Origin of the sequence: Thiocapsa sp., assembly GCF_011390875.1 — a bacterium.
In the GTDB taxonomy this organism is placed as follows: Bacteria; Pseudomonadota; Gammaproteobacteria; order Chromatiales; family Chromatiaceae; genus Thiocapsa.
The window spans coordinates 1-5932 of the sequence record NZ_JAABRP010000256.1 but is presented as its reverse complement, the minus strand read 5'-3'; the positions used below and the strand labels follow the sequence as shown (position 1 = coordinate 5932).

General features: G+C 65.4%; 5 protein-coding genes and 1 pseudogene. 2 read left to right on the top strand and 4 right to left on the bottom strand.

Annotated features, from left to right (window positions below):
* Together recD and GPT33_RS16520 are read left to right on the top strand one after the other, a co-directional pair.
* Positions 1 to 1815: exodeoxyribonuclease V subunit alpha (recD, locus tag GPT33_RS16525; RefSeq protein WP_296811052.1), on the top strand; the 1815-nt coding region annotated here is incomplete at its 5' end.
* A gap of 286 nt (positions 1816 to 2101) precedes the next feature.
* Positions 2102 to 2422, top strand: coding sequence for a hypothetical protein (locus tag GPT33_RS16520; protein ID WP_296811050.1), 321 nt, complete (start codon positions 2102 to 2104; stop codon positions 2420 to 2422).
* 545 nt (positions 2423 to 2967) lie between these two features.
* Here the strand turns inward: GPT33_RS16520 and tnpA are convergent.
* The 4 genes and pseudogenes from tnpA to GPT33_RS16500 form a co-directional block, all read right to left on the bottom strand.
* Complete coding sequence (gene tnpA, locus GPT33_RS16515) at positions 2968 to 3420, bottom strand: IS200/IS605 family transposase (RefSeq protein WP_296811048.1); 453 nt, start codon at positions 3418 to 3420, stop codon at positions 2968 to 2970.
* Positions 3421 to 3580: 160 nt separating this feature from the next.
* Complete coding sequence (locus GPT33_RS16510) at positions 3581 to 4519, bottom strand: FAD-dependent oxidoreductase (protein ID WP_296811054.1); 939 nt, start codon at positions 4517 to 4519, stop codon at positions 3581 to 3583.
* 61 nt (positions 4520 to 4580) lie between these two features.
* The gene (locus GPT33_RS16505; protein WP_296811045.1) at positions 4581 to 5174 is read right to left on the bottom strand and encodes a Uma2 family endonuclease; all 594 of its coding nucleotides are present in this window, start codon (positions 5172 to 5174) and stop codon (positions 4581 to 4583) included.
* A 109-nt stretch (positions 5175 to 5283) separates the two neighbouring features.
* Positions 5284 to 5932, bottom strand: a pseudogene (locus GPT33_RS16500) (hypothetical protein); the annotation flags it as partial.

Genomic DNA, 5932 nt, shown 5'->3' with positions numbered 1-5932 from the left:
CTGACCCTGCGCGACTGGCAGGCGGCGCTCGCCCATCCCGACCTGGTCGGCAACGGTGTCGGCGACACGCCGCTGGTCCTGGTCGGTTCGCGCCTGTATCTGCGTCGCTATTGGCGATACGAGCAGGCCGTGCGCGCCGGTATCGACGACCGTTCGGCGCGCTCGCAATCCCTTCAGGGTGCCCTGCCCATCGAGGCCATGCGCTCGCTGCTCGAGCGTCTCTTTCCGCCGGCCCGGACGCTCGGCCAAACGGCCGATTGGCAGAAGCTCGCCTGCGCGCTCGCCGCCCGCAGCGCCTTCAGCATCATCACCGGCGGTCCCGGTACAGGGAAGACCACGACCGTCGTCCGCCTCCTGGCCCTGCTGCAAGCCCTGGCGCTTGCCGAACCGCTGCCCGACCAGAGGTTAGCCGGGAGGCCACTGCGCCCCCTGCGCATCCGTCTCGCGGCACCCACCGGCAAGGCCGCGGCCCGTCTGAACGAATCCATCGCCGCCGCGGTCGCCAGCCTGCCGCTCGACGACCTTGCACAGGGCGAGGTCGTGCGCGCTGCGATCCCCATCACCGTGAGCACGCTCCACCGTCTACTCGGCAGCCGTCCAGACACCCGCCGGCTGCGCCACCATGCCGGCAACCCGCTGGCGCTCGATGTGCTGGTCATCGACGAGGCATCCATGGTCGATCTGGAGATGATGGCCGCCGTCCTCGACGCCCTGCCGGCGAACGCGCGTCTCGTCCTGCTCGGCGACAAGGACCAGCTCGCCTCGGTCGAGGCCGGCGCCGTGCTCGGGGAGCTGTGCGGTCGTGCCCGCGAAGGCCACTACACCCCGAACACCCGCGACTGGCTGGAGGGCGCGACCGGCGAGCACATCCCCGCGGACTTCGTCGATCCCGCCGGTACCTTGCTCGATCAGTCCGTCGTCATGCTGCGCCACAGTCACCGCTTCTCGGCCGACAGCGGTATCGGCCAGCTCGCCGAGGCGGTCAATGCGGGCGATCCGGCCAAGGTCCGCGACATCTGGACACGCGGTTACGCCGACCTCGCCTTGGTCGCGCTCCACAGCACCGAGGATGCGGCCTTCAGGTCACTGGTGATCGAGGGCGCGGCGACCCCGCCGGCCGATCCGCAACGCGGCGATGGATCGCGGCAAGCGCAGACCGATGCGCACCTGCCGCGACACGGCTACCGCCACTACCTCGACACCCTGCGGGAAGGCCAACCCGCCCGCGACGCCGACGCTTCCGCCTACGATGTCTGGGCCCGCGACGTTCTGCAGGCCCACGGCCGGTTTCAATGCCTCTGCGCCCTGCGGCGAGGACCCTGGGGCGTGGAGGGCCTGAACCAGCGCATCGCCGGCCTACTGCACGACGCGGAGCTCATCCCGGCCAGCAGTGGCTGGTACCTGGGGCGTCCCGTCCTGGTCACCCGCAATGACTACGGCCTGGGGCTCATGAACGGCGACATCGGCATCACCTTGACCCGACCCGCACCCGGCGAACGAGACTGGACGCTTCGCGTCGCCTTCCCCGCCGGCGACGGCCAAGACGGCATCAAGTGGATCCTCCCCAGCCGTCTCCAGGCGGTCGAGACCGTCTATGCGCTCACCGTTCACAAATCCCAAGGCTCCGAATTCAGACATGCCGCGCTGGTCCTTCCCGAGACCCTCAGCCCGATCCTCACACGCGAGCTGCTCTACACCGGCATCACCCGCGCGCGTGCCCACCTGACCTTGGTGCGGCCGGGCGGGGATCAGGTGCTGGAACAGGCGGTGCAGCGGCGGGTTTTGCGGGCGAGCGGGTTGATGGCCGAGGGATGATGGATGAAGGGTGAAGGGCCTCGTGACATCCGCTCCGCGGTGTCACGCATGCCCCTGGCGCTCCGCGCCACGTGCCGCTATGGCAGAAATTGTGAACAGCTCCGATCCGCACGGCAGACCTGTCGTCGCCATATGCGTGGCTGTTTGCCGCCTCGATCCGGGGCCATTCATCTAAACCGCGTCTCACCGAGATCGAGGATATCTCCTAAGCCAAACGCAACGTGAAAATGACGCATTGCGCTCTAGACGCGCTTTAGAATCATGGCCCTACGAGGAGGAGTCCATCATGAAAACGATCCGAGAAGCCGATTGGAAGGTTTTCAAACAGGTTCGAGAAACCGCCCTTCAACGCTTTTGTCAGCAGGTGCTCGACGACATCGACGCCGTCAGCCGCGACGCGGCACTGACCGCGCACGAGCGGTACCTCAAGGTCTACGAGCTCATCCATGCGCGCGACCGCAAGCTGGTCGCGGCCTTCGACGGACCTTCGCGATCGGACGCCGCTTTCCGATTGATGCTCATACGCACCCTCGGGCTTGTAAGCGAGGAGGATCTTGCCCGGTTCAGTCTCGAGCTTCAACAACTCAGCATTCCGCTGGAGTTGTGAGGGTCAGGTAGGCTCGGAAGCGTCCGGTTGGCCGTCGAGTCTGGGGGTCGAGTCTGGGTCGCCCCTTCAGGGCTTAAGACGGTTGGGTTCGTTATCCCGGGGCGTTGCCCCGGGATAACGTGGTGAGCCCCGTTGGGGCAGTTTGATGCGAGCGCCAACGTGCGCCCTGAGTCAGTCCGGTGTCGCCAATATCAAACATCATCGCCTGGCAAGCCTTCGGCCCCAAAGACGCGACCGGTGCGGGCCCCCGGGGTAGCACCTGTCAAAGATCGTCGCCTGGCAAGTCTCCAGCGCCAAAGGCACGATCGATGTCAGCCTAGGGCAACGCCCTGGGTTTGGAGCGATCAAGGGCATTTAGCCCTGAAAGGGCGACCTAATCTGGTGCGGGGTAGCCCCCGTCAATGATCATCGTCTGGCAAGCCTTCAGCGCCAGAGGCGCGACCGATGTCAGTCCGGGGCAACGCCCTGGGTATCTGAAAGGGCGACCTAATCGCCGGTATCCGCGATGTCGGAAATTCAGTCCGCATCCATCCTTCGATACGCATTCAATCCCACAGATACCGTTCATCGAATGCGATTCGATGCCGTTCCAGAAATTGCATGTATTCCTGCTGAAACGTTTTTTTGCTGTGGTGTTCGCGCTGGTTGGCGATGTATTCACGAACGGAATCGAGGTTGGATTCGGAAACGGCGAATGCCCCGTAACCGGCTTGCCAGGCAAAAGGCGAAAACTCCGGTCCCTGGGTTTTGATCCATTTGGACGACGCCTTCTTGACGTCTTCGACGGCTCGACTGATCGCCACGGTTCTGGATAAGTCGAAGAGCAGATGGGCATGGTCTTCGACGGAATTGATGAGCACGGGAGCGCAGCCGAGGTTCTTCAACACGGTGGCCATGTAGCCGTGCAACGCGACGCGAACGGCATCGGTGATGATCTGCTCGCGGTTCTTGGTGCTGAAGACGAGGTGGACATGAAGGCGGGCGAGGGATTGCGGCATGGTTTGGCCCGCCCTTTCAGGGCTTGGGTTGATCTGTTGTATTCCGACCCGGGGCGTTGCCCCGGGCTGGCGTCAATTACGCCGTTGGCGCTCGGGGCGAGCCGCTGCGTGAGGGATTCTGGCCGCTGCGGACCGCCGGACCGATACTCCGCACGCGGCATCACTCCGGAATCGATGCGTTCAGGATGTCTTGTGCGATGGCCTCCCCGCTGGACCACGCCGCCTCGACCCGTGGGCCGAGGCACCAGTCTCCGCCGGCGTAGAGGGTGGCGGATGCGTCGCGGGCGAAGGGGCGGCCAAAGGGCACGCGGACGCGGGCGTAGCGCCAGCGATGGGCGGCGGCGTATCGAACGGCGGTCGCATCCGTGCCGAGGCGGGCGCAAAGCATTGGCAGCATGCGCGCGACGAGGGCGTCGGGGGCCAGATCCAGATGTGCTGCGCTCCAGGCCGTACCCGCTTGTGCGACCCAGCAGACCGACGCGGATCGCCCCGGTTTGCTGCTGTCCTGCGCAATCCAGGCCAGCGGGTCGTCGGGGTCGGCGCGGGTGATGAAGGGCTGCAGGGCGTTGGGGTCGAAGGCGGCCATCAAGGTCACGCAGGGATCGAGGCGTACCGCGGCGACCTCTCGGGACATCGGATGCTCGGTTCCGAGGAGCTCGGACAGTTGCGGCGCGGGCACGGTGACGACAACGCGGTCGAAGACCTGCGCCTCGCCGGGCAGGGTCAGCGTCCAGCCGCGACCGGCTTCTCGCAGTGCCGTCACTTGGATGCCTTGGCGGATATCCAGGCCCCGGGCGAGATGTTTCGCCAGTGCGTTCATGCCGGGCGTGCCCACGAAATGCGGCCGGTCGTCTGTCCCTTCGGCCCCGTCGGTCCAGAGCGCTGCGGCCCCGGCGGTCCGAGCCTCTTTCAGCAGGGCATCGAAACCTGCAGATCGTGCCGTGACGTATTGCGCGCCGTGATCGAATTGCAGGCCTTCGGGCGTTCGCCGAGTAGCCAGTCGCCCGCCGATCCCCCGGCCTTTGTCGAAGACCACGGGCGCGTAGCCCGCATCGGCCAGGCGCCGAGCACATGAAAGGCCCGCCATGCCGGCGCCGATAACTGCGATGCGCTCTGTCTTTTCGATGATGCGACCTCCGTTGTCCGCGAGATCCGATGTGCTAAAAGAGTGTCTCGAGATCGATCGTCCGATGGACATCGGAGCCAAGCGGCAACGCGATTGCGTTCAGGTCGTCTGCAGTGCGGATCTCCGAGTACCCGTCCGCGGTCGGCTGCCGATAGATCGCAAGCCGGCGGCCTGCGAGATCCACGAGCCAGACCTCCGGGATCCCGGCACGCGAATAGCGGGGGAGCTTGACCTCGCGATCATAGGCCAGGCTGCTGTCGGCGACCTCGACCAACAAGAGCACGTCCGCCGGTCCCGGGTGACCGTTGCGATAATAGTCAGGGCGCGGGCGCAGCAAGGCGATGTCGGGCAGCGGCTCGCTGTGATCGTCGAGCCACACCGGATCCTGCACCGCGACGATCGCGTCTCGACCAACGGTTTCTTTCATGAGGTTCGCCAGGAACTTCACGGTCCCGGCGTGTGGATGTCCAATCGGCGGCATCTCGACAATCTCCCCGTCGATCAATTCGGTGCGCAGGTCCGGTCCGAGGATGCCGGTTTCGCCCATGCGATGGTAGTCCGTGACCGAGACGCGAAAGACGCGAGCAAGCGAGGATGCCCGGCGGGGTGCGGTTGCGCTCGTGATCATATCGGGACCTCGCGTCTTCGCATATCAAGGATGGCGACGTTGTGAACATAGCGGCCTGGAAAGACCGCTGCAAGGCGAGCCCGGACCTCCGCGGGGGCTTTCCGACGCATCAGGCGCTGCGCAGCCGCGTCACCTTGACCAGCGCCACCGCGGTCAGCGGGAGAACGAAGCCGATGATCAGGGCGGCGATCATCAAGTCCCCCAACTGGCTGTAATCCTCGGGCACACTCACCACGCCGCTGATCGGATCCTTGACCTCGCGGGTGACGATGAAGATCTCGTTGAGATATTTGGTGCCCAACTGGCTCGCCGAGAGCGCCAGATTGCTGAAGGAGGCCATGACGGCGAAGAAGGTGGCCTTGAGGTTATCCGGGGCCGAGTTGGCGATCCAGGCGAGCATGGGCACCATGGCGACCTGGCCCAAGGGCGACTCCAGTGCCGTGTCCACGATGGCGATGAAGCGGGCATCGACGATGCCGCCGGTCACGGCGGCCGTCCAGTGGTGCAGCCCGAAATACATGCCGACGATGGGCAGGTAGAAGAGGCTGGTGAGCAAGGTCAGGAAGACCACCACATGGGCAATGGAGTGCTCGGCCATGAAGCGTCGGAAGATGAAGAGCCCCGCGAGCGCCAGCGTGCTGCCGATCAGCGCGAGCACGGACAGGAACTGCTGGTCGAAGGCGAGCTCGTCGATCATCCACCAGGTCTGGCCGGCACCGGGTCCGGGCATGGCGCGGAAGACGAAGATGATGATGGCC

Coding starts and splice junctions, on each gene's coding strand:
- tnpA (WP_296811048.1), bottom strand. CDS start 3,420: ATGCCGCAATCCCTCGCCCGCCTTCATGTCCACCTCGTCTTCAGCACC.
- GPT33_RS16520 (WP_296811050.1), top strand. CDS start 2,102: ATGAAAACGATCCGAGAAGCCGATTGGAAGGTTTTCAAACAGGTTCGA.
- GPT33_RS16505 (WP_296811045.1), bottom strand. CDS start 5,174: ATGATCACGAGCGCAACCGCACCCCGCCGGGCATCCTCGCTTGCTCGC.